The organism is Actinomadura sp. NPDC049753 (assembly GCF_040674655.1).
Lineage (GTDB): Bacteria > Actinomycetota > Actinomycetes > Streptosporangiales > Streptosporangiaceae > Spirillospora > Spirillospora verrucosospora.
Genome location: NZ_JBFARL010000129.1, coordinates 1 through 24,149, shown reverse-complemented (window position 1 = coordinate 24,149; position 24,149 = coordinate 1). Strand labels below are relative to the sequence as shown.

The window sequence follows — 24,149 nt, the reverse complement described above, 5'->3', positions numbered from 1 at the left end:
CGTCCACCCCCGCCGCCTTCACCCCCCCGCGGGGCCTGGGGGGGGCCGCGGCCGGGGGGGGGCCCCCAACGTGGGCCACCCCCCCCCCGCGGGGGGGGCACGCCCGGGCCCCGGGGGGGCGCCGGCGCTTCCCTCTCTCGCGGACGCGCCTTCCTACGATGCCCCCGCGGCCGAGAAGACGTCGTCGCGGGCCTGCTCCAGCGCCGCGTGCAGGGCGCCTCGCAGGACGGGGTTGCCCTTCACGCCGGTGACGGCGACGGCGGGGCGGGTCGGGCTGATCCGGCCGACGATCGACTCGATGCGGGTGGCCAGCGGCCGCCCCCCGGCCCGGCCGAGGCTGCCCGACAGCACCACGAGCCCCGGGTCCAGGACGATGTTGACCGAGGTCACGCCGTAGGAGATGCGGTCGGCGAGCTCGTCGAGGAACGGCCCGCCGCGGTCCTCGTCGGCCGCGGCCGCGCGAACGCAGTCCACGGCGGTCGGCTCGGCGATGCCGTGCTCGTGGGCGAGGGCGCGGACCGCGTCCGCGCCCACCAGGGCCCCGTAGCCTCCGGCGAGGGTCGGGATCCCCCAGGTCGTCGACTCGGTGACCCCCTCGTCCCGCGCCGCGCGCCGGGCGGCTCCGACCGGCAGCGGCGCCCCGGGGACGGGCAGGTAGCCGATCTCCCCCGCGCCGCCCCACCGGCCGCGGTGCAGCCGTCCGCCCAGCATCACCGACAGGCCCATGCCGCGGTCGAGCCACATGAGCGCGAAGTCGTCGGCGTCGCGCGCGGCCCCGTAGGCCCGCTCGGCGATCGCGGCGAGGTTCACGTCGTTCTCGATGATCACGGGGCGGCGCAGGTCGGTGCGCAGCGCGGCGAGGACGCCCTCGTGCCAGGCGGGCAGGTCGAAGGAGAACTGGACGTCGCCGGAGCGCGGGTCGACGACGCCGGGCGTCCCGATGACGAACGCGCTCAGCTTCGACACCGCGACCTTGGCCGAGCGGCACGCCTTGACGACGGCGCTGTGCACCATCTTCACGGGGTCGTCGGCGCCGTTGGGGTCCACGGTCACCTGGGCGACGATGTGCCCGGTGATGTCGGCGACGCCGGCCGTCACCCCGTCCGGCCCCACCTCCAGGCCCGCGACGTACGCGCTGGACGGGACGACCGCATAGAGTGCGGCGTTGGGGCCCCGCCCCCCGGCCTGCTCCCCCACGACCGAGACGAGCCCGCGCTCCTCCAGCCGTGACAGCAGCTGGGACGCGGTCACCTTCGACAACCCGGTGTGCTCGCCGATCTGCGCGCGGGTGAGCGGGCCCTGCTCGACGAGCAGGTCCAGCGCCGCGCGGTCGTTCAGCTCACGCAGCAGCCTCGGCGTTCCCGGGCGTCTTGCCATTGCGACCCCTGATGTCTCAATCCGCTAACGAGCAGTTTTGTTTAGGAAAGTTTCTTGTTAGTTTACGCCCAAGCGCCGACCGGCACGGTACCCCGGGTCGGGGGCGCTCGCAGAGCGCGGACTGGCGAGCAGGGCGCCCGCGAGCGATGCGAACGCGAGAGGGGCATGGCTGGGACCCTAAAGGGTCCGCGCCGTCTCCACTCGCACCGCAGGCCACACGGCCGCGCGAGGCGATGCCGGAAAGGAACCCCCAGTGAAGTACATCAAGGTTGCGGCCGTGACGGCCGCGATCGCCCTGGCCGCCACGGCCTGCGGCGGCGACGGCAAGGACGGCGACGCGGGCGACGGCAAGGACCCGGCGCAGCTCAAGGTCTGGATGATGGGCGACGGAACGCCCGAGCAGACCAAGATCCTCGACGGTGTCGAGGCCGAGTTCAAGAAGAAGCACCCGAACACCGACGTCCAGGTCAAGTACGTGCCGTGGCCGCAGGTCGCCACCACCTTCCAGAAGGCGGCGGCCGGCGGCGAGGGCCCCGACGTCACCGAGCTCGGCAACACCGACGTCCAGTCCCACATCGAGCAGGGCAGCCTCGCCGACATCACCGACCAGTTCAAGGGCTGGGCGGACGGCAAGACGCTGAACAAGACCGCGCTCGGCAACGACACCGCGGACGGCAAGACCTACGCGGTGCCGTGGTACGGCGGCGTCCGCGGCGTCTGGTACCGGACGGACTGGTTCCAGGAGCTCGGCATCCAGCCGCCGAAGACGTGGGCGGACCTCACCGCCGCCGCGAAGAAGGTCCAGGACTCCAAGAAGGTCCCCGGCATCGGCATCCCGAGCGACCAGACCAACGCGCTGCTCAGCTTCGTGTGGGGCAACGGCGGCGAGGTCGCCGTCGACGACGGCAAGGGCGGCTTCAAGGGCCAGCTCGACCAGCCGCAGGTGGTCGAGGCGGTCAAGTACTACGCCGGTCTCGTCACCACCGAGAAGGTCGCGCCCGCGAAGTACGTCGGCAAGAACGAGTTGGAGGGCCCGCAGCGCGACTTCGCGCTCGGCAAGCTCGGCATGTACGTCGACGGCAGCTGGGCGCTCAAGGAGATGAAGAAGATCTCCGAGAAGAACGCCGACAAGTGGGGCGTCTTCCCGATCCCGAGCAAGACCGGCGGCAACGCCCCGGTCATGGCGGGCGGCTCCGACCTCGCGGTGTGGAACGACAGCAAGGCCAAGGGCGCGGCCTTCGACTACATCACGATCCTGAACGACGCCAAGAACGCGAAGATCTGGGCGGACTACAGCGGCTTCTCCTCCATGCGGTCGGACGTGAAGTTCTCCGACCCCAAGCTGGAGGTCTTCACCTCGATCGCCGGCAACACCAAGTTCCCGCCGATCAGCGCCGGCTGGGGCGAGTTCGAGCAGGCCAAGAAGGTGCTGCCGAACGCGGTCAAGGCGATCATGCAGGGCAAGTCCGCCGAGGAGGAGATGAAGAAGGCGAACGAGCAGGCCAACACGCTGCTGAACCCGTAGTACCCGGCTGATCGGAACGTCCATGCTCGACACCGCTCCCGCGGTGCGGAAAGCGCCCGGCCGGAGAACGTCCGGCCGGGCGCGCCCCCGCCGCAGGCCCCGCTTCGGGCCCTACCTGCTGATCGCGCCCACCGTGCTCGTGATCGCCGTCCTGATGTTCTGGCCCATGATCCAGATCGGGATCATGTCGTTCCAGAAGGTCGGCAACCGCCAGCTGCGCGGCGAGCCGGCCGAGACGGTGGGGACCGAGAACTTCGAAAAGATCTTCAACGACCCGTTCTTCTGGCAGACCCTGCGGCACACCGTGCTGTTCGCCGTCGTCGCGGTGTCCCTGACCCTGGTCGTCGGGACGCTCGTGGGGCTGCTGCTCAACAAGCTCGGCAAGCGGATGTCGAGCTTCGTCGCCGGCGGCGTGATGGTCGCCTGGGCCACCCCGCCGGTCACCGCCGCGATCATCTTCAGCTGGCTGTTCGGCACCACCGGGGGCCTGGTCAACTGGTGCCTGGACCTGCTGCCGGACTTCCTGGTCGGCGGCGGCTGGAGCGACTACAACTGGTTCGCCACGCCGCTGTCCACCTACACCGTCCTCACCGTGTGCGTCGTCTGGCAGGCGTGCCCGTTCGTCGCGGTGTCCGTGCTGGCCGGGCTGAAGAGCGTCCCGGGCGAGCTGTACGAGGCGGCCCGGGTGGACGGCTCCGGACCGTGGCGGACGTTCTGGAGCCTCACCTACCCGATGCTCAAGCCGATCTTCCTCGTCCTGGTCGTCATGTCGATCATCTGGGACTTCAAGGTCTTCACGCAGCTGTTCATCATGGCCGGGATGGCCAACCGCGACGCGTTCAACCTGTCGCTGTACGGCTACTCCGAGGCGTTCGGCTCGCTGAATCCGAAACTCGGCATGGGCTCGGCGATCGCGCTCGTGCTCACGCTCATCCTGCTCGTCGTCACCGCCCTCTACGTGCGGGTCATGGTCCGTCAGGGGGAGACCCGATGAGGCGCCTGCCGCGCAAGCTGCTGCTGAACGGGACGGGCCTGCTGGTCTTCGCGATCGCGGTGTTCCCCGTCTTCTGGATGGCCTCCACCGCGTTCAAGCCCAACACCGAGATCTTCAGCACGACGCCGAAGCCGCTGCCGTCCCATCCGACGCTGGAGCACTTCGACCTGGTGCTGAACGGCGGCATCGCGGAGGTCTCCTTCTGGGAGTACTTCCGCAACAGCGCGATCCTGGCGCTCGTTACCGTCCTGGTGTCGGGGCTGCTCTCGCTGATGGCCGCGATCGCCGTCGCCCGCTTCCGGTTCCGCTTCCGCACCACCTTCCTGATCATGCTGCTGGTGGTGCAGATGGTCCCGTGCGAGGCGCTGGTCATCCCCCTGTTCCTGGACCTGAAGCAGCTGGACCTGCTGAACAGCCTGGCCGGCCTCGTCATCGTCTACATCGGGTTCGCCGTCCCGTTCGCGATCTGGATGCTGCGCGGCTTCGTCGCCGCGGTCCCCCGCGAACTGGAGGAGGCCGCCGCCATCGACGGCGCGGGCCCGGTCCGGACGTTCTTCCGCGTCATGCTCCCGCTTGTCGCGCCCGGCCTGGTGGCGACCAGCATCTTCTCCTTCATCACCGCCTGGAACGAGTTCATCTTCGCGTTCACGTTCCTGGACGACCAGACCAAGTACACCCTGCCGATCATGCTGCAGTTCTTCTTCGGCCGCAGCGGCAACGCCTGGGGGCCCATCATGGCAGCGTCCACGCTGCTCACCATTCCCGTCATCGCGTTCTTCCTGATCGTCCAGCGCCGCATGGTGTCCGGGCTCACCGCCGGGGCGGTGAAGGGGTGACGACCGACGACATCGCGACCACGGCCGAGATCGCCCGGCTCGCACGCGGCACGCTGCTCCCGTCCTTCCCCGGCGCGACCGCGCCCCACTGGGTCCTGGACGAGCTGGAGGCCGGCCTCGGCGGCGTCACGCTCTTCGCGCTCACCGGGAACGTCCCGAGCCCGGAGGCGCTGGCCGCGCTCACCGCGCAGATGCGCAAGGCCGGCGACCCCTTCATCACCATCGACGAGGAGGGCGGCGACGTCACCCGCCTCGGCGGCCACGCGACCGGCAGCCCCTACCCGGGCAACGCCGCGCTCGGCGCCGTCGACGACCCCGAACTGACCCGCCGCATCTACCGGTCGCTCGGCGCCGAACTGGCCGAGGTCGGCGTCAACTTCAACTTCGCGCCGTCGGTCGACGTCAACACCGCCGACGACAACCCCGTCATCGGCACCCGCTCGTTCGGCTCGGACCCCGCGCTGGTCGCGCGGCACGCCGCCGCCGCCGTCACCGGCACGCAGGAGGCGGGCGTCGCCGCCTGCGCCAAGCACTTCCCCGGCCACGGCGCGACCGTGGACGACTCCCACCTCGGGATCCCGCTCGTCGACGCCGACCTGGACCTGCTGGACCGCCGCGAGCTGGTCCCGTTCCGGGCGGCGATCGCGGCCGGCACCCGTGCGGTGATGACCGGGCACCTCAACCTGCCCGCCATCACCCACGGGGCGCCGGCCACCCTCTCCCCGGAGGCGATCACCGGCCTGCTCCGCGAGCGGCTCGGCTACCAGGGCGTGATCGTCACCGACGCGCTCGACATGCAGGGCGCCAGCGGCGCGATCGGCATCCCGGAGGCGTCCGTGCGGGCCCTCATCGCGGGCGCCGACCTGCTGTGCCTCGGCCCGCGCGAGCACGCCGAGACCGTCGAGGCCACCCTCGCCGCGATCGACGAGGCCGTCCGCGCCGGGCGCCTCCCCCTCGCCAGGCTGGCCGACGCGGCCGAGCGCACCCGCCTGCTCAGGGAATGGCTCGCCGGGCACAGCCCCGCCGTCGTCGACCGGCCCGCCGGCCTGGAGGCCGCCCGCCGCGCCGTCCGCGTGACGGGCGCGCTGCCCGGCTGGACCGCGGCTCCCCTGGTCGTCGAGACCGAGTCGACCGGCAACATCGCGGTCGGCCCGACGCCCTGGGGCCTGGGCCCGTGGGCGCCCGACGCCGTCCAGGCCGACGGCGCCGACGGGACCGCGGAACGTGTCTTGGACCGTGCCAGGGGACGCGGTCTCGTCATCGTCCTCCGCGACGCCCACCGGCACGCCGGCCAGCGCGCCCTCACCACCGCCCTCCTCACCGCCCGCCCCGACACCGTCGTCGTCGAAATGGGCCTCCCCGTCTGGCGCCCGCGCTCCGCCGTCTACATGGCCACCTACGGCGCCGCCGCCGCCAACGCCCAAGCCGCCGCCGAACTCCTGGGACTGTGTTGATTGCTTTTTCTCCTCCTTCGGGCCTGGCGGCCCTCCATCGTCGGCTGTGCTTATTGCAGTGCTCTCCTCCTTCGGGCCCGGAGGGCCCTCCATCGTCGAGCACTGCGGGCGATCGCTGGCATCGCTCCGACTCGCCTTGGCGGCTCGCTGCGCGATCAGGTTCTCGCTTCGCTCGAACCTGCCTTTGGACGCGATCGCAACCATTGAGGTTGTTGCGTGGTTGCGGTGGCGGCTGAGGTTGTTGCAGTAGGGGTGCTGGGCCACGTGGGGGGTGAGGTGACCGCGTGGCCATCGAGACCACGGCGCACCGCCGGACAAGAGCCCGGTTCCGGCGGTGCGCCGTGCTTCGGGCTTGGCGGGAGGGGCGCCGGGAACCGAAGTGGTCCTATCGGCAAGGGATAATGCGAATATGCGATTGTCCGCCCGGGTCGACTACGCGCTGCGCGCCTCCGCCGAGCTGGCGGTCGCCGGGAGCCATCCGGTGACCGCGGTCCAGCTCGCCGAGGCCCAGCAGATACCGCCCAAATTCCTGGAGAACATCCTCGGCCAGCTGCGGCGGTCGGGGATCGTGCGGAGCCAGCGGGGGCCTGAGGGCGGCTACTGGCTGGCGCGTCCGGCCGAGCGGATCTCGATGGCCGACATCATCCGCGCCATTGACGGGCCGCTGCTCGGCGTGCGGGGCGAGCGGCCCGAGCACGTGGGGTACGAGGGGCCCGCGCGGTCCCTGCAGGAGGTGTGGATCGCGCTGCGCGCCAGCGAGCGGTCGATCCTGGAGCAGGTCACGCTCGCGCACATCGCCGCCGGGCAGCTGCCGCCGTCCGTCCAGAAGCTGACCGAGGACCCGTCCGCCTGGGAAAGCCCCTCCCTGATCTGACATGCCCGAGGGCGACGTCGTCTGGCTGACCGCCCGGCGCCTGCGCGAGGCGCTGAAGGGGCGGGTGCTGACGCGCTCGGACTTCCGCGTGCCGAGGTACGCGACGGTTGATCTGCGCGGACGGACCGTCCTGGACGCGGTCTCGCGCGGCAAGCACCTCCTGGTGCGGGTGGAGGGCGGGCTGACCGTCCACACCCACCTGATGATGGAGGGGCGCTGGCAGATCCGCAGGGCCGGGCCACCGCCGCGCGACCACCGGGTGCGGCTGGTGCTGGCGAACGCGGAGTGGCAGGCGGTCGGCTACTCGCTGGGGGTGGTCGAGGTACTGCGCACCGACGAGGAGGACGCGGCGGTCGGGCATCTCGGGCCGGACCTTCTCGATCCGGCGTGGGGGCCGGAGATGGCGGCCGAGTCCGTCGCGCGGCTGGCGGAGGAGCCGGAGCGGGCGATCGGCGAGGCGCTGCTCGACCAGACGAGGGTCGCGGGGATCGGCAACGTCTACAAGGCCGAAATTCTGTTCCTGCGGGGCGTGAACCCGTGGACCGCCGTAAGGAACGTTCCCGACATCTCAGGCCTTGTGCAGCTCTCTCACCGCCTTCTGGAGGCCAACAAGGAGCGGCACGGCCACATCACGACCGGTGAGCTGGGGCGCGGCCGGGAGCACTGGGTGTACGGGCGCGCCGGACGTCCGTGCCGCAGGTGCGGAACGCGGGTGGAGCGGGCGGAGCAGGGTGAGCGGGCGACCTTCTGGTGCCCGCGCTGCCAGCCGGTCGGCGCCCGCCCTGCCCCCTGAGAGTCCAGGGCGGGTCGCCGCCTTTCCGGGTCGCCGGATCCTGCGCCCTTGTGGAGAGCCTGCGCCGGTCGCTGTTCCAAGTCAATTCTCGGGTTTTGTTGGACTTCTCCAAGGTCTAGCTTGGGTGCGTGACCTTGGACGATCTTCGCGTGTTCGTGGCGGTCTGTGCGGCGGGGAACCTGAGCGCGGTGGCGCGGGAGCTGTCGTGCAGCCAGTCGGCCGTCAGCCAGCACGTCAAGCGGCTCGAACGCGAGACCGGGCTCGTGCTGCTGGAGCGGCGGCCGCGCGGGGTGGCTCCGACCCGCGCGGGACGCATCCTTCACGGGGCGGCGCGGGAGGGGATCGCCGGCCTGGACGCCGCGCTGCGTCAACTCGACGACCTGCGGCGCGGGGTAGGGGGCACCGTCCGGGTCGCGACCGGGGCCACGACCGTGCGGCACTTCATGGCGGCGGGGGTGGCGGAGTTCCGGGACCGGCATCCCGACGCGGCCCTCCAGTTCGAGACCGCCGGGTCGAGCCGCCGGTGCCTGGAGGCGGTCCGCTCGCACACGGCCGATCTCGCGTGGGTGACGATCGGGCCGGCGCTGGAGGGCGTCGAGCAGCGGGCGTCGTACGAGCTGCCATGGGTGCTCGCCGTGCACGCGGACGATCCGCTCGCCTCGCGGGCGTCCGTGGGGCTGGGCGAGCTGGCCGCGATCCGCTACATCGAACTGCCCGCGCACTCGACGTCCCGCGTCCATCTGGAGATGCATCTGGAACGCCACGGCGTGCGCCTCACGTCCACCACGAGCGTCGCCGACTGGGACACCGCGCTCCTGCTGGCCGAACTGGACCTCGGCCAGGCGATCCTGCCCGCTCTGCCCGGATGGGGAGCGGGGCCGGGAGGCGTCCGGCTGGTTCCGATCCCGGAACTGCCACCGCTCACCGCCGGATGGGCGGCGCGCCGCTGGGACGCCCTGAGCCCGCTCGCCGTCGAGTTCGCCGAGACCGTCCTGGCGCATCTCTGATCAGCGGACGGTCACCTGCCCGTTCGCCACGGTCAGCACCGCCTGCGGGGGGCCTTCGCCGCAGTCTGGGCCGTTGGGGAACGTGGCCCTCGGTGTGACGTCGAGGCGATGGGTGAAGTAGGCCCGGCCCTCCGCGTCGCGCAGCTTGAGGGTGATTTGGACGGGCGCCTTGGGGAGGCCGTGGAGCCGCGCGAAGCCCGACTTGCCGCCGTCCGGGGACGCGGAGGCGCCGCAGACGGCGTCGGGGCCGTCGCCGTCGCAGCCGGTCGAGACGGCCTTCGAGGTCGGCGTCAGCACGATCCGGGGCTCCTGGCACGTCCCGTTCCAGCACGCCCGCAGGGAGGCGGCGGCGACGCGGGAGCCGTCGGGGACGACCAGGTTCACGCCGGCCTCGGACCCGATCATCGTGCAGGGACGGCCGGCGCCGTCGCTTCCGGAGCCGCAGGCGGCCAGCGCGAGCAGGGCGGCGGCGAGCGGCAGGGCTCGAAGGAGTGCGCGCATCCCTCATGATCCGCAGATTGCGGATCGGATCGGGGCGGAACGCAGAAAACCCCGGTCCACGCCGTGCGGCGGGCCGGGGTCTTCACGGTGGGTCAGGTCTGCGCCTGGAACATCCAGTGCTGCTTCTCAAGCTCGGCGGTGAGGCTGATGAGCAGGTCCTGCGTCACCGGGTCCGGCTCGTCGGTCGCCGCGATGCGCTCCCGGAACCGCGCGATGATCTGCGCGAGGATGTCGGTGATCGCGGCGACGACCTTGTCGTCGGCGAGGTAGCCGGCCTCCAGTTGCGGGATCGTCGTACGGTCGGCGACCGTGCGGACACGGCCGTCGGGGTTCGCTCCGATCGCCACGGCGCGCTCGGCGACGTCGTCCTGGCCGCTGCGGGCCAGCGCGACGATCTCGTCGAGGTGCTCGTGAACGACCTTGAAGTTGCGTCCGGTGAGGTTCCAGTGCGCCTGCTTGGCGACCAGCGCGAGATCGATCAGATCGATGAGAGCGCCCTGCAAAGCGTCCCCGGCGGCCTTCAGTGCCGCCTCGGTGAGCGGGCTCTTGACCGACGCCATGAACGGGCTCCTTCCGCATCGTTACGGTTATCCGTTACAACACGGGAAGGTCCCCGGGAATGCCGAGTTCATGCCGTGAGGCCGCGCACACCCGCGGCCCCGGGTCGGGGCATGAACGCGCCGGAAACGGTCAGGCGGCGACCATGTCGGCGCGAAGCTCGCCGGTGATCTCCTCCGGGGTCTCCGGAATGCTCTCGGCGGAGATGCGCTCGTGCTCCGGCGCACCCGCCATGACGGGCTCGTGCTGCAGCTCGGCGAGGGCAAGCTGATCCGCGACTTCCCTCAGCACATGCGACAGCGGGACGCCCAGAGCCTTGCAGATAGAGGACAGCAACTCCGAAGAGGCCTCTTTCTGCCCCCGCTCGACCTCGGAGAGGTAGCCGAGTGACACCCGCGCTGCCGCGGACACCTCACGGAGGGTGCGTCCCTGGCGCAGCCGCAGCTGCCGCAGTACGTCACCGAGCAGCTGGCGAAGCAGGACCATCGTCTCGCTCCCTCCCTCAGTTCGGACCATCTGCCGGTTCCACCGTACCCGCCTTGGCGGCGGCGGTGGCAGACCGTTGATTTCGTGTTCGCTCGCAACGTAACGCTGTAATCAGCCCCGATCTTCCCGATCTGCCCGAGCCTCTCCGCTCCCGTCGGCGACGTCAAGTCCCAGCAGCCGGCGTCTCAGCAGCTCAAGCGCGTGCACGACGGTCATCCGCCGGATCACCGCGCGGATCTCCGGCCCCGTCCCGGGCACCGGGAGTTTCGGGCCGACCACCGTCAGCGAGTCTCCGGGTCCGGCCAGGCCGATATAGACCGTTCCCACGGGACGGCCGTCCTGCGGATCGGGGCCGGCGACGCCCGTGACCGCGAGCCCGTAGGTCGCCCCGACCGCGTCCCGGACGCCCGCGGCCATCCCGGCGGCCACGTCCGGATGGACGGCGCCGTGCTCGGCGAGCAGGTCGCCCGGCACGCCGAGCAGCCTCTGCTTCAGGTCGGTGGCGTAGGTCACCATGCCGCCCGCGTAGGTGCCGGACGACCCCGGCGTCGCGGTCAGCTCGGCGCCGATGAGGCCGCCCGTCAGGGACTCGGCCGTGGCGACGGTCTCGCCCCGCTCCAGGAGCAGCCGGTGCACGACCAGGCCGAGCGTCTCGTCCTCGACCCCGTAGACCGACGGGCCGAGCAGCTCCCGGACCCGCGACTCCACGCCCGCCAGCCGCCCGGCGGCGTCCCGGCCGGCCACGGTGATCCGGATCTTCACCTCGGCGGGGTCGGGCAGGTAGGCGAGCTTCACCCCGTCCATCGCCTCCACCTCGGCCAGGCGGGTCGCGATGACCGACTCCCACAGCCGGGCGGTGCGCAGCGTGCGGCGCGCGACGGACGGCAGCCCGGCGATCTCCGCGAGCTCCGGAAGCACGACCTCGTCCATGATCGTGTGCATCTCGAACGGCACGCCCGGCAGCGCGTAGGCGACCCCGCCGGGCAGCTCGACGCGCAGGCCGGGAGCCGAGCCGGCGGAGTTGGCCAGCAGCCGCGCGCCCTCGGGGACGTCCGCCATGCGCAGCGCCATCGGCTGCAGCTCGCGGCCGGCCCGCGCGACCCGCTCGCGCAGCCGCCGCTCCAGCGCCGGGTCGCGGACCAGGGCGACGCCCGCCGCCTTGGCGAGGGCGTCGCGCGTCACGTCGTCGTAGGTGGGGCCGAGCCCGCCGGTGGTGATGACCGCGTCGGCCCGGTCGAGCGCGGACTCCACCGCCGCGACGATCACGTCCAGCTCGTCGCCGACGACCACGCTGCGGGTGACCTCGACGCCGTGGTCGGCGAGCCGGCGGCCGAGCCACGCGGCGTTCCCGTTGATCGTGTCGCCGAGGAGCAGTTCGTCCCCCACGGTGAGCAGTTCGACCCGCATCGCGTCCCCATCCGTCCCCGCCGCGCGGGATCCGCCGCCTCGCGCGAGCGTCCCCGAATCTACCGTCGCGGGCCCGCGACGGGCCCGGCGGATCGCCGGTTCACCGGAAAAACCGACCGAATGAGGACGCCGCCGGATCCCCGCCTTCACACCGGCCCCACCGGCATAACGCTTTTCCGTCGTCGCGAAAAGAGACGGCCGCGTTTATGTCCGCCGAGCCCGGACCGCCCCGGACGCTGCGCGCGGCCGGGGCACCGCCCGGGACGCGCATCGTCGCAGCACGTCATCGGCCCCGGACGCCGACAATGGCGAGAAGCGCAGGTCACATTGTGAGTCAGAACTCATTCCGCCGATTCGTGCACGGGGACGCCGGCAGGGATAATCGAATAGCGCTGGGGCGCCCCTAAAGCGGGGCCGCGGGGCCACGACCGGGGTGGGCGTGGTCCCGCGGCCCACCTAATCCCGCGCCAGCCGGCGCAGCACGGTTCCGCAGCGGCGGGCATAGGACCGCTGGAACACGCGTCCGAGCGGGCCCGCCAGCCTGGCGGCCGCCGTCGCCGGACGGCTGAAGGCCGTGACCGTCAGCCACACGTCGCCCTCATCGTCCAGGTGCACGACGAACGACTCCTCGCCCGACGCCGGGTGGCCCGGGAGCGTGCCGTACGCCCATCCGGCGTAGCGCTCCTCCTCCCGCGTCCACACGATCCGGCAGGGCGCCTTCAGGCGCAGCGGCCCGGCGCCCAGCCCGATCACGACGCTCACCCCGGGTGCGGCGCGCGGGCCCCTGTGGGGGGACGACCCCCACACCCCCGAGACGAGCGGAGTGCCGACGCCTCCACCCGGACCGGCAGCGCCCGGTGCATCCAGAACTCCATGACCGCGTCCGCGGCGTTCCGGAAGGACGCGGGCCCCCGCCCGACGAGCATCCGCTGCCGCATGTGCCGGTACCCGGCCGGGCGTTCGGCGTCGCGCGTCGCCCCGACCTCGGGGCAGGTGAAGTCCTGCGCGGTCATGCCCTCGGCCTCCAAGCTGACGAATCCGCGTCAAGTATCGCCCGTACGCCTGTTCACCCGGCGAGCCGGTCCGTAACGTCCGACCCATGATCGCCGTTGTCGCCGCCCTGAACGTCTTCCCGATCAAGAGCGCGGGGGCCGTCCCGGTCGCCGAGGCCGAGCTCTCGCCGGACGGGCTGCGCCACGACCGGGAGTTCATGCTCGTCCGTCCCGACGGGCGGCACCTGTCGCAGCGGGAGGTCCCCGAGCTGGCGCTGCTCCATCCCGGCTTCGACGGTGAGAAGCTCGTCGTCCACACCGCGCTCGCGGCCGCGCCCCTGATCTGCGCGGCGGTGGACGGCCCCGCCCGCGACGTCACCGTGCACCGCCGTCCGTGCCAGGGAGTGGACCAGGGCGACGAGGCGGCCGGCTGGTTCTCCGAGACTTTGGGACTCCCCTGCCGGCTCGTCCGCTTCACCGGGACGCGCCCCACCGCGCTCGGCGGCGGCACCCTGACGTACGCCGACGGCTACCCCGTCTCGGTGCTGTCGGACGAGTCGCTCGACGACCTGAACCGGCGGATGGGCGCCCGGCTCCCGATGGCGCGCTTCCGTCCCAACATCGTCCTGCGCGGACTCGGACCCTACGGCGAAGACTCCGTCACCCGGCTGCGCGGCGACCAGGTGGACATCGAGCTCGTCAGGCCGTGCGGCCGGTGCGTCATCGTCAATACCGACCAGGACACCGCCCGGCGGTCCCCCGAACCGCTGCGCGCTCTCGCCCGGTACCGCGCGGAGCGCTTCGACGGCACCCGCGAGATCATGTTCGGCAGGCTCGGCGTCCCCCGCGCGCTCGGCGCCCTCCGCGTGGGCGACGAGCTCACGGCCTCCTGACGGCCCGCGACGCGCCGGTGCTCAGGAGGTCTCGCCGGACGTGCGGCGCATGCGCCAGGCCTGGACGACGTAGTCGATCCCGGTGACGACCGTGACGACGAGCGCCGCGCCCATCGTGACCCAGCGCAGGTAGTCCAGGGGGCCCGGCAGGATGTAGAAACCGATGGCGAAGACCTGGAGCGTCGTCTTCAGCTTGCCGCCCTTGCTCGCCGGGATCACGCCGCGGCGGATGACGACGAACCGCATCACCGTGATGCCGATCTCGCGGACGAGGATGGCGGCGGTCACCCACCACCACAGCTCGCCCATCGCCGACAGGCTGATCAGCGCCGCCCCGGTGAGCGCCTTGTCCGCGATCGGGTCGGCGATCTTGCCGAAGTCGGTGACGAGGCCGCGCGCCCGGGCGATGTCCCCGTCGATCTTGTCGGTGATCGAGGCGACCGCGAACACGGCGAAGGCGGCGAGCCGCCAGCCGGTGCCGTCCAGGAAGAACAGCCAGACGAAGAGCGGCACCAGCGCGATCCGCAGGAGCGTGAGCGCGTTGGCGATGTTCCACACGCCGGCCTGCGGCGGATCCGGCGTGCCCGCGACCGGCTCGGGGGTGCCGGCTATCACGAGACGTCCGCGACGAGGTCCACCCCGTCGCTGCCCACGACCCGGGCCTCCACGATGTCGCCCAGCGCGAGCCCCTCCCCGCGGACCAGGACCGTCCCGTCCACCTCGGGCGCCTGGTGCTCGGCGCGGCCCTCGAAGCCGCCGTCCCGCGCCCCGTCCCCGGCCTGGTCCGCCTTGTCCTCCAGCAGGACGCGGACCACGGAGCCGACGCGGTCCTCGGCGCGCTGCGCGGTCAGCTCCTCGGCGAGGCCGGACAGCTCCTCCACGCGGGCGGCGACGTCGGCGGGGTCGAGCTTGCCGTCCAGGTTCGCGGCCTCCGTGCCCTCCTCGTCGGAGTAGCCGAACACCCCGACGGCGTCGAGCCGGGCGGCCGACAGGAACTCCGCCAGCTCCTCGAAGTCGTCGTCGGTCTCGCCGGGGAAGCCGACGATGAAGTTGGAGCGCACGCCCGCCTCCGGCGCCAGCGCGCGGATCTGGTCCAGCAGCCCGAGGAACCGCTCCCGGTCGCCGAACCGGCGCATGGAGCGCAGCACCGGGCCGCTCGCGTGCTGGAAGGACATGTCGAAGTACGGCGCGACGCCGGGCGTGCCGCAGATCGCCTCGATGAGGCCGGGGCGCGTCTCGGCGGGCTGCAGGTAGCTGACCCGCACCCGCTCGATGCCGTCGACGGCGGCGAGGTCCGGCAGCAGCTTCTCCAGCGCCCGCAGGTCGCCGAGGTCCTTGCCGTAGGACGTGGAGTTCTCGCTGACGAGGACCAGCTCGCGGACGCCGTGGTCGGCGAGCCAGCGCGCCTCCTCCAGCACCTCCGCGGGCGGGCGCGACACGTACGCGCCGCGGAACGCGGGGATCGCGCAGAACGTGCAGCGCCGGTCGCAGCCGGACGCCAGCTTCAGCGGCGCGACCGGGCCGCCGCCGAGGCGCCGCCGCAGCACCCGCGGACCCGACGCCGGCGCCACGCCGTCCGGCAGGTCGTCCTGCCCGCCGTGCCCCGGGACGTGGGAGCCGTGCGCCCGCTGGCGCTCGACCGGGCTGATCGGCAGGAGGGTGCGGCGGTCGCGCGGGGTGTGCGCGTCGCGCCCGCGTCCCGCCATGACGTCGTCGAGGCGCTCGCCGATCGCGGTGTAGTCGTCGAAGCCGATCACCGCGTCGGCCTCGGGCAGCGCCTCGGCCAGCTCGCTGCCGTACCGCTCGGCCATGCACCCGGCGGCGACGACCTTGGCGCCGGAGTCGTGCGCGGCCAGCAGCGTGTCGATGGAGTCCTTCTTGGCCGCCTCGATGAACCCGCAGGTGTTGACGACCACCACGTCGGCGCCGTCCGCGCCGTCCGCCAGGTCCCAGCCCGCGTCCTCGATGCGCGCGGCGAGCTCCTCGGAATCGACCTCGTTGCGGGCGCAGCCGAGCGTGATGAGTGAGACCTTGCGGCGAGTCGACATGCCCCTAAGGTAATGGGCCTCCGCTCCGATGCCGACCATCGGCCCGCGGCATCCTCGCGGGGGGCGTCTCGGCGCGCGGCGGAACGCACGGCCCTGCCGGGCCCCGGGTCAGGCCGACTCGGGGTCGCCGCGGTCGAAGGTCAGCCGCTGGACGCCCTTGCCCTTGCCGGGCGAGCCCAGATCCTTGCCGTTGACGGTCAGGTTGACGCTGCCGCCGACGCCGATCACGAGCCGGACCTTCTTCTTGGCGGTGAAGCTCTTCTGGTCGCCCTCGCGGATCATGCCGCTGAACAGCGACCTGCCCTTGTCGCCCTGGACGTTCAGCCACGTCGTCCGCTTCGCCTCGACCCGCACCTCGACCTTGGTGCGCGGCGCCTCCGCGACCGGGGCGCTGCTCTTGGGCGCGGACGGCGCGGCGGACGGGGTGGACGGCGCGGGCGTCCCGGCGACCTGCCGGGCGGTGCGCCGCTCGCCGCCGCCGCCGTGCCCGACCACCTGGACGACCCCGTAGATGACCACGAGCGCGAGGGCGAGCGCCATCGCGGCGCTCCAGTTCGGCGACCGGCGCTCGCGGAACGCGACCGGCTGCTCCGGCTCGAACGCCGACACCGCCGAGACCGGCTGCGGGGCGCCGCCGTGCGCGGCGTCGAACTCGGCGACGAGCGGCTCCGGATCGATCCCGATCACGCGGGAGATGCTGCGGATGTGGCCGCGAGCGTAGAAGTTGCCCCCGCACGCGGAGAAGTCGTCGGCCTCCATGCCGCGGACGACGGTCTCGCGTATGCGCGTCTGGAGGCTCACCTGTGTCACCGAGAGACCGGCCCGCTGACGCTCCTCCGCCAAGGTCTCACCGATGCTCACGCCGGGCCTCCTCTGAGGAGCTCGTGGCCGATCTCGCACGACTGTGAAACCAGTCTAGGAACGGGCCTGCCCGTTCGGCGACAGCCAACACGTTCGAAACTGGGCAAGATTTCGCATCATTCCGCAATGCTCCGGCACCGCGCTCAGCCGCCGCCGCGCAGTTCCGCGAGCACCCCGGGAAGATCGTCCGGCTTGGCCAGCACGTCCCGCGCCTTGGAGCCCTCGCTGGGGCCGACGATCTCGCGGCTCTCCATCAGGTCCATCAGCCGCCCGGCCTTGGCGAACCCGACGCGCAGCTTGCGCTGCAGCATCGACGTCGACCCGAACTGGGTGGACACGACCAGCTCGATCGCCTGGACGAGCAGGTCCATGTCGTCGCCGATCTCCTCGTCGATCTCCTTCTTCGGCGCGCCGGCCGCGGCGACGTCCTCCCGGTAGCTCGCCTCCATCTGCCCCTTGCAGTGGTCGACGACGCTGTGGATCTCTTTCTCGGAGACGTAGGCGTTCTGGATGCGCATGGGCTTGCTCGCGCCCATCGGCAGGAACAGGGCGTCGCCCTGCCCGACGAGCTTCTCCGCGCCCGGCTGGTCGAGGATGACGCGGCTGTCGGACAGCGAGGAGGTCGCGAACGCCAGCCGGGACGGCACGTTGGCCTTGATCAGCCCGGTGACCACGTCCACCGACGGACGCTGCGTCGCCAGCACCAGGTGGATCCCCGCGGCGCGGGCCAGCTGGGTGATGCGCACGACCGAGTCCTCAACATCGCGCGGCGCGACCATCATCAGGTCGGCCAGCTCGTCGACGATGACGAGCATGTACGGGTACGGGGCGTACACGCGCTCGCTGCCGGGCGGCGGGACCAGCTTGCCCGCCTTCACCGCCTTGTTGAAGTCGTCGATGTGCCGGTACCCCGACGCGGCCAGGTCGTCGTAGCGGCGGTCCATCTCCCCCACCACCCACTCCAGCGCCTCGGCGGCCTTCTTGGGATTGGTGATGATCGGGGTGATCAGGTGCGGGATGCCCTGGTACATCGTCAGCTCGACCCGCTTGGGGTCCACCAGGATCATCCGCACCTCGTCAGGGGTCGCGCGCATCAGGATCGAGGTGATGAGCCCGTTGATGCACGTCGACTTGCCGGCCCCGGTCGCGCCCGCGATCAGGATGTGCGGCATCTTCGCCAGGTTCGCCACCACCGTGCGCCCCTCGACGTCCTTGCCCAGCCCCACGATCATCGGATGGTGCTCGTTGGTCGCCGCCGGCGACCGCAACACGTCGCCGAGGCTGACGATGTCCTTGTCGGTGTTGGGGATCTCCACCCCGATCGCCGACTTGCCGGGAATCGGCGAGATGATGCGCACATCGGCGCTCTTCACCGCATAGGCGATGTTCTTGGTCAGCGCCGTGACCTTCTCCACCTTCACCGCCGGACCCAGCTCGATCTCATACCGCGTGATCGTCGGCCCCCGGGTGAACCCGGTGACCTGCGCATCGATATCGAACTGCTCCAACACCCCGGTGAGCGCGTTCACCACCGTGTCATTGGCCTTGGTGCGCGGCTTGGACACACTGCCGGGCCGCAGCGCCGCCGGTTCGGGCAGCACGTAGATCTCGCCGGACGACGACAGCGGGAGCTGCTCGGTGCGGCGCGGGGCCGGCGTCGGGTCGCGCACCTCGTGGTGCTCTGGCTCGGGCTCCTCCCCGGCCATGGGGTCGGCCGTCGGATCGGCGGCCATGGACTCGCCGGCGACGTGCTCGTCCATCGGCTCGTCGGCGGGCGGGGCCGGGGGCGGGACGTGCGCGCCGAACGGGTCGGGCTCGAACAGTTCGTCGGCGAGGTCGCGGCGGGGCCGGTCGGCCTTCTTCGGCTGGTCCTCCAGCAGCGGCGTGTCGTACGGCTTGGAGTGCTCGCCGACCTCCAGCTCGTCGCCGTCCTCGGCCTTGCTCTTGCGGCGCCGCTTCTTCGGCGCGGTCTCCTCGCCGGCCTCTTCCGCGGACGGGCGTTCGGGGCGGCTCTGCAGCGTGGCCACCGCCCACAGGTCGGCGACCCGCTCGGGCACCTTCGCGATCGGCGTCGCGGTGACGACCAGCAGCCCGAACCCGGACAGGAGCAGCAGCAGCGGAACGGCCACCCACCCGCTCAGGGCCGCGTCCAGCGGGGCCGACACGAGCCAGCCGACCACGCCGCCGGACTCGCGGACGCCCTCCATGTCCTTGGCCGGGGACGGGACCCCGGCGGCGATGTGCAGGATGCCGAGGACGCCCGCGGCGAGCGCGGTGATGCCGATGACGATGCGGCCGGTGTCCTCGTGATGCTCGGGGTGGCGCAGCGTCCGCCACGCCAGCAGCGCCAGCAGCACGGGCAGGACCATCGCCATGATGCCGAGACCGCCGCGCACGACCTTCTCCAGCGCGATGGTGACGACGCCGTCGGGCCGGAACCAGGTGACGGAGGCCAGCACGATGGACGAACCGAGCAGCGCCAGCCCCAGCCCGTCGCGGCGGTGCTCGGGGTCGAGGCCGCGTGCCCCGTTCCCGTAGGCGCGGAACACCGACCCGACCGCGACCGCCGCCAGCAGGTACAGCTTGAACAGGAGCTTGAAGAACCCGAGGACCGCCTGGGGGATCGGGTCGGGCTTCTGCGGGGGGCGCCCACGGCCCGAGCCGCGGCCCCCCTTGGAGTTGCCGCTCGGTCGCTTCCGGGGGGCCGTACCTGCGGGCTTGCGAGCCGCCGTGCCCCCCGCACGCGAGGAGGCTTTCGCGCCTCCAGACGCACGTGTGGCCATGGTTATGAGAGTAACCAAGGACCCTCGCGGTTCCGGGGAGGGCGGGCGGGCGTGTCGGACGGACGGACGGCCGCGGCCGCCCGTTCCGTCCGAGCCGCCGCTAGACCTCGACGACCACCGGAATGATCATCGGGCGGCGGCGGTAGTTCTCGCTGACCCACTTGCCGACGGTGCGCCGGATCAGCTGGCTGATCTGGTGCACGTCGTTCACGCCGTCGCCGGCGGCGTCCCGCAGCACGTCCTCGATCCGCGCGATGACCTCGTCGAAGTCCTCGTTGACGATGCCTGCGCCGCGCGCGTGCACCTCGGGGCCGGCGACGAGCTTGCCGGAGGTGGAGTCGAGGCCGATGACGATGGAGACGAACCCCTCCTCGCCGAGGATGCGCCGGTCCTTCAGGGAGGTCTCGGTGACCTCGCCGACCGACAGGCCGTCCACGTACACGTACCCGGCGGGCACCGCGCCGACGATCTTGGCATGGCCGTCCACGAGGTCGACGACGACGCCGTCCTCGGCGATGACGATGCCGTCCTCCGGCACGCCGGTGAGCGCGGCGAGCTTGGCGTGCGCCCGCAGGTGCCGCCACTCGCCGTGGACGGGCATGAAGTTCGCCGGCTTGGTCACGTTGAGCACGTACAGCAGCTCGCCGGCCGAGGCGTGCCCGGACACGTGCACGAGCGCGTTGCCCTTGTGGACGATGCGGGCGCCCCACCGGGTGAGGCCGTTGATGACGCGGTTGACCGCGTTCTCGTTGCCCGGGATCAGCGACGACGCCAGCATCACGGTGTCGCGATCGGTGATGCGGATCGAGTGGTCGCGGTTGGCCATCCGCGACAGCGCCGACATCGGCTCGCCCTGCGACCCGGTGCACACCAGCACGAGCCGGTCGCCGGGGATGTCGTCGATCACCTTCTGCTCGACCATGATGTCGTCGGGGACGTTCAGGTAGCCGAGTTCGCGCGCGACGCCCATGTTGCGGACCATGGACCGCCCGACGAAGCAGACCTTGCGGCCGTTGGCGACGGCGGCGTCCAGGACCTGCTGGACGCGGTGGATGTGCGAGGCGAAGCAGGCGACGATGAGCCGCCCCTGCGCGGTGCGGAACACCTCGTCGACGACCGGCCCGATGTTGCGCTCGCTGGTGACGAAGCCGGGCACCTCGGCGTTCGTCGAGTCCGACATCAGCAGGTCGATGCCCTCGGCGCCGAGCCGGGCGAACCCGGGCAGGTCGGTGAGCCGGCCGTCCAGCGGGAGCTGGTCCATCTTGAAGTCGCCGGTGTGCAGGACGAGCCCGGCGGGCGTGCGGACGGCCACGGCGAGCGCGTCCGGGATGGAGTGGTTGACGGCGAGGAACTCGCAGTCGAACGGCCCGAACGAGCGGCGCTCGCCCTCCGCGACCACGTGGGTCACCGGTTTGATGCGGTGCTCGGTGAGCTTGGCCTCCAGCAGCGCCAGCGACAGCCGCGAGCCGACCAGCGGGATGTCGCGGCGCTCGCGCAGCAGGTACGGGACGGCGCCGATGTGATCCTCGTGGCCGTGCGTGACGATGACGGCCTCGATGTCGTCCAGCCGTTCCCTGATGTACTCGAAGTCGGGCAGTATCAGGTCGACGCCGGGCTGCTCGGTCTCGGGGAAGAGCACGCCGCAGTCGACGATGAGCAGGCGTCCGCCGTACTCGAACACCGTCATGTTGCGGCCGATCTCCCCCAGCCCGCCGAGCGCGACGATCCGCAGACCGTCCTTGGGCGGCGCGGGCGGTTCCGAGAGCTCCGGGTGAGGATGGCTCACCGGGCGACCTCCGGAATGACGACCTCAGGCACTTTGACTCCCCCTATCGTGAGGTCTTCGCGCAGGTGCGCCGCGAACTCCGGCGAGGCCTCCACCAGCGGCGCGCGGAGCGGGCCGCCTCCGGGGAGGCCGAGCAGGTTCAGCGCTGCCTTGACGGCGATGGCGCCCTGCGTACGGGTCATGATGGCGGCGACCACGGGCAGCAGCCGCCGGTGGATCTCCAGCGCCCGCCCGTGCTCGCCGGCGCGGTATGCGTCGATCATCTCATGGAGCTCGGTGCCGACGACATGGCCGATCACGCTGACGAACCCCGCCGCCCCGACCGACAGCCACGGCAGGTTGAGGTTGTCGTCACCGGAGTACCAGACGAGGTCGGTCTCGGCCATCACCCTGGACGCGCCGAACAGGTCGCCCTTGGCGTCCTTCACGGCGACGATCCGCGGGTGCTCGGCGAGCTGCACGAGCGTGTCGTTGTGGATCGGCACCCCGGCGCGCCCCGGGATGTCGTACAGCATGGTGGGCAGCGCCGTCGCGTCGGCCACCGCGGTGAAGTGGCGGACGAGGCCCTCCTGCGGGGGCTTGTTGTAGTACGGCGTGACCACGAGCAGGCCGTGCGCGCCCGCGGCCTCGGCCTGCCGCGCGAGTTTCAGGCTGTGCTCGGTGTGGTTGGTCCCGGCACCGGCGACGATCACGGCGCGGTCGCCGACCGCCTCGATGACCGCGCGCAGAAGCGTGCTCTTCTCTTCGTCGCTCGTCGTGGGCGACTCGCCTGTCGTCCCGTTGACGACGAGACCGTCATGGCGCCGCTCGTCGACCAGGTGGGTCGCGAGGCGCGCGGCGCCGTCGTAGTCGACGCCGCCGTCTGGCAGGAACGGGGTGACCATGGCGGTCAGCATCCGTCCGAACGGAGCGTCAGTGGATGTGCTGGGTGCCATGCAACGAACGGTACCGTTCCGGCCGTTCCACTTGGACCCGCAGGTCGAAGCGGAACGGGATAAAACAGGAGGAAGCCGCCGCCACACGCTCGGGGGTACGCGTGGCGGCGGCTCCCACAACCGACATCGTGGCACGCAAATGCGGCGTTACGGGGTCAGTCCGGCCACGTCCCGGACTCGGTTGGATAACGTGACCCAGCGGTCATCTCATGCAGGCGGACGCGGAGCTCCTCGACGTCGTGCGTGCGCACGAGATCGTTCCCCCGGACGGCCCACCACTGCCCGGACCCGCCCCGGCCGATCCGCCACCCGGCGAACTCGGCCGCCAGTTCGCCGATACGGTCGGCGTCGTGCCGCGCGGACTGCTGAGTGCCCATCGGCCCGTCCCCACTTCCCTTTGCCATCCGCCTGTCGAGGCTTGACCTTCCGCACCCTCCACTACCCCCGGGATTGTGCGGGTATCCACCCTTTTTACCTGGGGAAACGCGAGTTTTGGAACGTCACGGCGTGGGTTTCTCAGCCGCCAAAACTTCCTGTCGCTCGGGGTAGCCAGGTGGCGCGGTAACGTGACCATTCGGCCGGGCTGGTCGTCCAGTCCGCGTACACGCCGACGCCGTACGGGCGCCTGGGCGGCCGCTCGAGATCGTCGACTCCGCGCCGGACGCCGCGCAGGGCGCCGCTGAGGTCCTCGGCCCACTCCATGAGGGGCCGGTAGGTGGGGACGCCCATGAAGACCGTCGTGCGGTCGCCGATGAGCTCCAGCGTCGTGCGGGTGTGCCGGGCGAAGTGCCACCCGGCGAGGGCGCGCGTGGGCAGCGACACGTCGTAGGTCATGATCGCGACCTGGTCGGCGCGGTCGGCGACGGCGCGCAGGAAGTCCCGCGTGGGGCGCGGCGGGTAGTGGATCTTCCCCGTGCGCGGTATGAGCGCCTTGTAGACCGGCTGAGCCGCGTCCAGGAGGGTCTGCTGCTCCAGCGCCACCGACAGCAGCCTCCCCTTCGACCGCGTCAGTTCGCGGGTGGCGTCCATGAGCGTGAGGAACGCGCGGTCGTCGGGGTAGATCGGCTCGAAGTCGTAGTGGATGCCGTCGAACCCCAGGTCGAGGAAGGCCGCGTCCATCCCGAGCACCCGGGTCCGCACGGCGGGATCGTCCAGGTCGATGACGCCCTTGCCGTCCACCACCCGGATCTGCCCCAGGTACGCCTGCGCGCGGACCCCCGGCGCGTACCGGCGCATGGCGGCGAGGAGTTGCCGCGCGTAGCGGTACTTGGCCTCGGGCACGGTGCCGTCTGCCTCGAACGGTCCCGCGTGGAAGAAGACGTCGGTGATGCGGTTCTCTTTCAGCAGCTCTCCGAGCGCCCGGTACTCGGCGTCGCTGTGGGGCTCCCCCACCCACTGGTGCCGCGCCCAGAGCGCGTTGGCCTCGGTGCCGCGCGCCTCCGGTTCCGGCTGCCACCACACCCAGGCCCCGGCGAGCACCAGCGCGGCGAGGCCGAGCACGTAGGCCGCCGCCCACCCCAGAATCCGACCGACCCGCCCGATAACGCGCATCACGCAATCATGTCGGAAGAGCCGGGCGCCAAGCGCCTGCCGTCCCAGCGGCGCCCCAGCCGCGTCCCACGATCCGGCCATAAAACGATCATGGTTGGGACGTGATCGCGCGCCGCGCGCGGCGGCGGTTGACAACGGGGGAACCTTGTATTCACGAGGCGGCTCGTGGTGTCGGCCCGTTGGTCTCGATGGGGAGCCGCTCGGTCCTTACCGTCCAACACGGATGGAGGTCAACCGGCATGCGAGTCCCACCGAGGCAGGGTGAGCCCCGCCCCCTGATCAGCACGCGGGCCCTCGTGATCGTCCTTGTGGCGGTCGGCGCCGCCGCACTCACCGCCGCCGCCCCGGATCTGGCGATCCCGATCGGGGTGGGCGTCGCGGTCATCACGCTTCTCGCCCAGATCGTCAAGGACTGACCCCACGACGACGTCGAACGGGTGGCGCGCGTAGGTCAGCCGGGTGCCGGAGATGCCGCGCGACGTGCGGTG

At 71.8% G+C, this 24,149-nt stretch carries 24 protein-coding genes; 9 read left to right on the top strand and 15 right to left on the bottom strand.

Going from position 1 to position 24,149, the window contains the following annotated elements; genetic code table 11:
* Positions 1-153: 153 nt before the first annotated feature.
* On the bottom strand, positions 154-1,377 hold the full coding sequence (locus AB0K37_RS27775; protein ID WP_363985968.1) for an ROK family transcriptional regulator: 1,224 nt from the start codon (positions 1,375-1,377) through the stop codon (positions 154-156).
* Positions 1,378-1,630: 253 nt separating this feature from the next.
* On the opposite strand from AB0K37_RS27775, the gene AB0K37_RS27770 reads away from it, so the two are divergent.
* The 7 genes from AB0K37_RS27770 to AB0K37_RS27740 all read left to right on the top strand — a co-directional run bounded on the left by AB0K37_RS27770 (position 1,631) and on the right by AB0K37_RS27740 (position 8,860).
* A complete protein-coding gene (locus tag AB0K37_RS27770; RefSeq protein WP_363985967.1) occupies positions 1,631-2,902 on the top strand; it encodes an extracellular solute-binding protein in 1,272 nt (423 codons plus the stop codon).
* 22 nt (positions 2,903-2,924) lie between these two features.
* Positions 2,925-3,896: a sugar ABC transporter permease gene (locus AB0K37_RS27765; RefSeq protein ID WP_363985966.1), complete on the top strand. Its 972-nt coding sequence runs from the start codon at positions 2,925-2,927 to the stop codon at positions 3,894-3,896.
* Positions 3,893-4,732 (top strand): carbohydrate ABC transporter permease, encoded by an 840-nt coding sequence (locus tag AB0K37_RS27760; RefSeq protein ID WP_363985965.1) that lies wholly within the window; start codon positions 3,893-3,895, stop codon positions 4,730-4,732. The genes AB0K37_RS27765 and AB0K37_RS27760 overlap by 4 nt, the downstream gene beginning before the upstream one ends.
* Positions 4,729-6,186: a glycoside hydrolase family 3 N-terminal domain-containing protein gene (locus tag AB0K37_RS27755; RefSeq protein WP_363985964.1), complete on the top strand. Its 1,458-nt coding sequence runs from the start codon at positions 4,729-4,731 to the stop codon at positions 6,184-6,186. The genes AB0K37_RS27760 and AB0K37_RS27755 overlap by 4 nt, the downstream gene beginning before the upstream one ends.
* Positions 6,187-6,595: 409 nt before the next feature.
* Positions 6,596-7,060 carry an Rrf2 family transcriptional regulator gene (locus AB0K37_RS27750; RefSeq protein WP_363985963.1) on the top strand — a complete coding sequence of 155 codons (465 nt, stop codon included), beginning with the start codon at positions 6,596-6,598 and terminating at the stop codon, positions 7,058-7,060.
* A 1-nt stretch (position 7,061) separates the two neighbouring features.
* Positions 7,062-7,853 carry a DNA-formamidopyrimidine glycosylase family protein gene (locus AB0K37_RS27745; RefSeq protein ID WP_363985962.1) on the top strand — a complete coding sequence of 264 codons (792 nt, stop codon included), beginning with the start codon at positions 7,062-7,064 and terminating at the stop codon, positions 7,851-7,853.
* Positions 7,854-7,981: 128 nt separating this feature from the next.
* Positions 7,982-8,860 (top strand): LysR family transcriptional regulator, encoded by an 879-nt coding sequence (locus AB0K37_RS27740; RefSeq protein WP_363985961.1) that lies wholly within the window; start codon positions 7,982-7,984, stop codon positions 8,858-8,860.
* Here AB0K37_RS27740 and AB0K37_RS27735 read toward each other — a convergent pair whose 3' ends face one another.
* From AB0K37_RS27735 to AB0K37_RS27710, 6 genes are all read right to left on the bottom strand, one after another.
* Positions 8,861-9,361: a hypothetical protein gene (locus AB0K37_RS27735; protein WP_363985960.1), complete on the bottom strand. Its 501-nt coding sequence runs from the start codon at positions 9,359-9,361 to the stop codon at positions 8,861-8,863.
* Between the two features lie 92 nt (positions 9,362-9,453).
* Positions 9,454-9,921, bottom strand: coding sequence for a DNA starvation/stationary phase protection protein (locus AB0K37_RS27730; protein WP_363985959.1), 468 nt, complete (start codon positions 9,919-9,921; stop codon positions 9,454-9,456).
* Between the two features lie 130 nt (positions 9,922-10,051).
* Entirely contained in the window at positions 10,052-10,405 is a 354-nt protein-coding gene (locus AB0K37_RS27725; protein WP_089313015.1) for a helix-turn-helix transcriptional regulator, read from the bottom strand.
* A 111-nt stretch (positions 10,406-10,516) separates the two neighbouring features.
* Positions 10,517-11,812, bottom strand: coding sequence for a CinA family nicotinamide mononucleotide deamidase-related protein (locus AB0K37_RS27720; protein ID WP_363985958.1), 1,296 nt, complete (start codon positions 11,810-11,812; stop codon positions 10,517-10,519).
* 456 nt (positions 11,813-12,268) lie between these two features.
* On the bottom strand, positions 12,269-12,565 hold the full coding sequence (locus AB0K37_RS27715) for a DUF1990 domain-containing protein (RefSeq protein WP_363985957.1): 297 nt from the start codon (positions 12,563-12,565) through the stop codon (positions 12,269-12,271).
* Positions 12,566-12,570: 5 nt separating this feature from the next.
* Complete coding sequence (locus AB0K37_RS27710) at positions 12,571-12,825, bottom strand: DUF1990 family protein (RefSeq protein ID WP_363985956.1); 255 nt, start codon at positions 12,823-12,825, stop codon at positions 12,571-12,573.
* A gap of 86 nt (positions 12,826-12,911) precedes the next feature.
* Between AB0K37_RS27710 and AB0K37_RS27705 the strand changes: the two genes are divergently transcribed.
* Positions 12,912-13,697 carry an MOSC N-terminal beta barrel domain-containing protein gene (locus AB0K37_RS27705; RefSeq protein ID WP_363985955.1) on the top strand — a complete coding sequence of 262 codons (786 nt, stop codon included), beginning with the start codon at positions 12,912-12,914 and terminating at the stop codon, positions 13,695-13,697.
* Positions 13,698-13,718: 21 nt separating this feature from the next.
* Here the strand turns inward: AB0K37_RS27705 and pgsA are convergent, their stop codons facing one another.
* The 8 genes from pgsA to AB0K37_RS27665 all read right to left on the bottom strand — a co-directional run bounded on the left by pgsA (position 13,719) and on the right by AB0K37_RS27665 (position 23,661).
* Entirely contained in the window at positions 13,719-14,312 is a 594-nt protein-coding gene (gene pgsA / locus AB0K37_RS27700; RefSeq protein ID WP_363985954.1) for a CDP-diacylglycerol--glycerol-3-phosphate 3-phosphatidyltransferase, read from the bottom strand.
* Positions 14,309-15,745: a 30S ribosomal protein S12 methylthiotransferase RimO gene (rimO, locus tag AB0K37_RS27695; protein WP_363985953.1), complete on the bottom strand. Its 1,437-nt coding sequence runs from the start codon at positions 15,743-15,745 to the stop codon at positions 14,309-14,311. Before rimO ends, pgsA begins: the two co-directional genes overlap by 4 nt.
* Positions 15,746-15,853: 108 nt before the next feature.
* Positions 15,854-16,606: a RodZ domain-containing protein gene (locus AB0K37_RS27690; protein WP_363985952.1), complete on the bottom strand. Its 753-nt coding sequence runs from the start codon at positions 16,604-16,606 to the stop codon at positions 15,854-15,856.
* A gap of 143 nt (positions 16,607-16,749) precedes the next feature.
* The gene (locus AB0K37_RS27685; RefSeq protein WP_363985951.1) at positions 16,750-19,389 is read right to left on the bottom strand and encodes a DNA translocase FtsK; all 2,640 of its coding nucleotides are present in this window, start codon (positions 19,387-19,389) and stop codon (positions 16,750-16,752) included.
* A gap of 100 nt (positions 19,390-19,489) precedes the next feature.
* Positions 19,490-21,175 carry a ribonuclease J gene (locus AB0K37_RS27680; RefSeq protein ID WP_363985950.1) on the bottom strand — a complete coding sequence of 562 codons (1,686 nt, stop codon included), beginning with the start codon at positions 21,173-21,175 and terminating at the stop codon, positions 19,490-19,492.
* The gene (gene dapA, locus AB0K37_RS27675) at positions 21,172-22,110 is read right to left on the bottom strand and encodes a 4-hydroxy-tetrahydrodipicolinate synthase (protein WP_363985949.1); all 939 of its coding nucleotides are present in this window, start codon (positions 22,108-22,110) and stop codon (positions 21,172-21,174) included. The genes AB0K37_RS27680 and dapA overlap by 4 nt, the downstream gene beginning before the upstream one ends.
* A gap of 155 nt (positions 22,111-22,265) precedes the next feature.
* Positions 22,266-22,487, bottom strand: coding sequence for a hypothetical protein (locus tag AB0K37_RS27670; RefSeq protein WP_185023197.1), 222 nt, complete (start codon positions 22,485-22,487; stop codon positions 22,266-22,268).
* A 139-nt stretch (positions 22,488-22,626) separates the two neighbouring features.
* Positions 22,627-23,661 (bottom strand): hypothetical protein, encoded by a 1,035-nt coding sequence (locus AB0K37_RS27665; protein ID WP_363985948.1) that lies wholly within the window; start codon positions 23,659-23,661, stop codon positions 22,627-22,629.
* Between the two features lie 239 nt (positions 23,662-23,900).
* Between AB0K37_RS27665 and AB0K37_RS27660 the strand changes: the two genes are divergently transcribed.
* Positions 23,901-24,077 (top strand): hypothetical protein, encoded by a 177-nt coding sequence (locus AB0K37_RS27660; RefSeq protein WP_363985947.1) that lies wholly within the window; start codon positions 23,901-23,903, stop codon positions 24,075-24,077.
* Positions 24,078-24,149 lie beyond the last annotated feature (72 nt).